This is a genomic window from Rhizobacter sp. P2_H3 (assembly GCF_056403355.1).
On the sequence record NZ_JBFUFQ010000414.1, the window covers coordinates 1 to 2,504 of the forward strand.

The 2,504-nt window shown below is 71.5% G+C and carries 2 protein-coding genes; one reads left to right on the plus strand and one right to left on the minus strand.

The genetic code is table 11. From position 1 onward, the window contains the following. Positions 1 to 163: 163 nt before the first annotated feature. On the minus strand, positions 164 to 1,597 hold the full coding sequence (hemN, locus tag AC1D1T_RS31710) for an oxygen-independent coproporphyrinogen III oxidase (protein WP_477993336.1): 1,434 nt from the start codon (positions 1,595 to 1,597) through the stop codon (positions 164 to 166). Between the two features lie 131 nt (positions 1,598 to 1,728). On the opposite strand from hemN, the gene AC1D1T_RS31715 reads away from it, so the two are divergent. Further along, positions 1,729 to 2,442 (plus strand): helix-turn-helix domain-containing protein, encoded by a 714-nt coding sequence (locus AC1D1T_RS31715; RefSeq protein ID WP_477993338.1) that lies wholly within the window; start codon positions 1,729 to 1,731, stop codon positions 2,440 to 2,442. Positions 2,443 to 2,504 lie beyond the last annotated feature (62 nt).

Consider the following 2,504-nt stretch of genomic DNA (forward strand, 5'->3'; position numbering starts at 1 on the left):
GCCCTGGAACGCGAGGGTCGCTGGCAACGTCCGCGCGCCGGCCGTGCTGCCGCAGCCGCGCACGACGGCGGCGCTGCTGGCGCCGCACATCGCGGCGCAGTGCGCCGAGCCGGCCAGGCCGAGCAGCGCGGCGCCGGTGAGCAGCGCGAGGCTCATCGCCGCGTCACAGCACGCGCGAGAAGCGCGCGCCGCCTGCATCGGCGGTGTGCTTGCCTTCGCGCACCCGGGCGCGTGCGGCCTGCAGGTGGCGGTCGAACACCATCGCGATCGCGCGCACCAGCAGCCAGCCGCGCGGCGTGACCTGCACGGTCGCGCCGTTGCCGCCGTCGATCTCGACCAGGCCGTCGGCCACGAACACCTGCAACGACGCCAGCTCGGGCGCGAAGTACGCCGCGCCGTCGACGTCGTGGGCATGGCCGAGCGTCGTGAGGTCGGCGCGGCCCTGGCACATCAGCGCCATGATCACGTCGCGGCGCAGCAGGTCGTCGCTGTCGAGCGCCAGGCCGCRCACCACCGGGAAGCGGCGCTGCGCGAGCGCCTCGTAGTACTCGGGCAGGGTCTTCGCGTTCTGGCTGTAGCTCGTGCCCATGCGGCCGATCGCCGAGACGCCGAGGCCGATCAGGTCGCAATCGGGCTGCGTGCTGTAGCCCTGGAAGTTGCGGTGCAGCCGGCCGGCGCGGCGCGCGCGGGCGAGGGCGTCGCCGGGCAGCGCGAAGTGGTCCATGCCGATGTCTTCATAGCCGGCGGCGAGGAAGCCGCGGATCGCGCCGCGCAGCATCGCCACGCGATCGGCGCCGCTCGGCAGCTCGGCCGTGACGATGCGCCGCTGCGGCTTGAAGCGCTCCGGCAGGTGCGCGTAGCCGTACAGCGCGACGCGGTCGGGGCGCAACTCGGCGATCCGCGACACGGTCTCGGCGAGGCTCTGCGGCGTCTGTTTCGGCAGGCCGTAGATCAGGTCGACGTTGATCGATTCGTAGCCCTGCACGCGCGCGGCGGCGACCAGCACGCGCACGTCCTCGAACGGCTGCACGCGGTGCACGGCCTGCTGCACGTCGGGCTGGATGTCCTGCACGCCGAAGCTGATGCGGTTGAAGCCGAGCGAGCGGAAGTGCGCCAGGCGCTGCGGCGTGACGGTGCGCGGGTCGACCTCGATCGAGACCTCGGCGTCGGGCAGCAGGCGGAACGCGCCGCGCAGCGTCGACATCAGCCGCGTGAGTTCGGCATCGCTCAGGAAGGTCGGCGAGCCGCCGCCGAGGTGCAGCTGCGACACCGGCAGCCCGGTGCCGAGCGCGGTGACGTGCAGTTCGATCTCGGTGGCCAGCGCGTCGAGGTACTCGACGGCGCGCTCATGGTGCCGCGTGATCACCTTGTTGCAGGCGCAGTAGTAGCAGACCGATTCGCAGAACGGGATGTGCACGTAGATCGACAGGGGCGCGGTGCTGCCGTTGCGGGCCACCAGCATCCGCTGGTACTGCTGTGCGTCGAAGGCCTCGCCGAAACGGTCGGCCGTCGGGTACGAGGTGTAGCGCGGGCCGGGCACGTCGAAGCGGCGCAGCAGGTCGTCGTCGAGCGCGGGGGAGGGGTGTGCGGCATTCATGGCGGCACTGTCGCGCGCGCCGCGCCGCGGCGGCTTGCGTTGGATCAACTGGCGGCTGCGGGCGGCCTTCCACAATGCCGTCGAGCCATTCAACCCGATGGAGCGCTGCGGCGCGTCGTGCCATGTCTTCGATGAGCCATTTGCCTGCGCTGCCCGCCGAGCCTGACTGCATGCTGTGCGAGCGGCGCCACCTGTGCCTGCCGGTGGTGCGCGACGACATCGACGCCATCGTGGCCGGCAGCGTTCGGGCGGTGGCTGCGGGGGACACGCTGTTCCTGGAGGACGAGACCTTTGCGTCGCTGTATGCGGTGCGCAGCGGCGCCTTCAAGACCTGTGTCGGTGCGCCGCCGCAGCGCGGGCGCGTGACCGGCTTCGCGTTGCCGGGCGACCTGCTCGGGCTGGACGCGATCGATTCGGGGCTGCACCGCTGCCAGGCGATCGCGTTGCAGGATTCGGAGGTGTGCGAACTGCCGTTCGATCAAGTGGAACAGGCGCTGGCGGCCTCGGGCATGCTGCAGCGCCGTTTCCATCAGCTGATGAGCCGCGAGATCGTGCGCGACCATGCGCTGATGCGGCTGCTCGGGCAGCGTCAGGCGGGGGCGCGGATCGCGGCGTTCCTGCTGGGACTCTCCGAGCGTGCGCTGGAGCGGGGCCAATCGGGGGCCGAGCTGCGGTTGCCGATGAGCCGCGAGGACATCGGCAGCCACCTGGGCTTGCGCATAGAAACCGTGAGCCATGTGCTGACGCGGTTGCGTGCGTCGGGTTGTTTGCGTGTTCGTCTGCGCGAGATCGACATCATCGACAAGCCGGCTCTGCGTGAGGTGGCGGAGGGGTTGGCTGCCTGAGTGGCTTTTGCGCGGCTTGGCGGGGCGGGTGGCGGGAGGGGCAGGGGGCTCAGCTGGGGCGG

Coding starts and splice junctions, on each gene's coding strand:
- AC1D1T_RS31715 (WP_477993338.1), top strand. CDS start 1,729: ATGAGCCATTTGCCTGCGCTGCCCGCCGAGCCTGACTGCATGCTGTGC.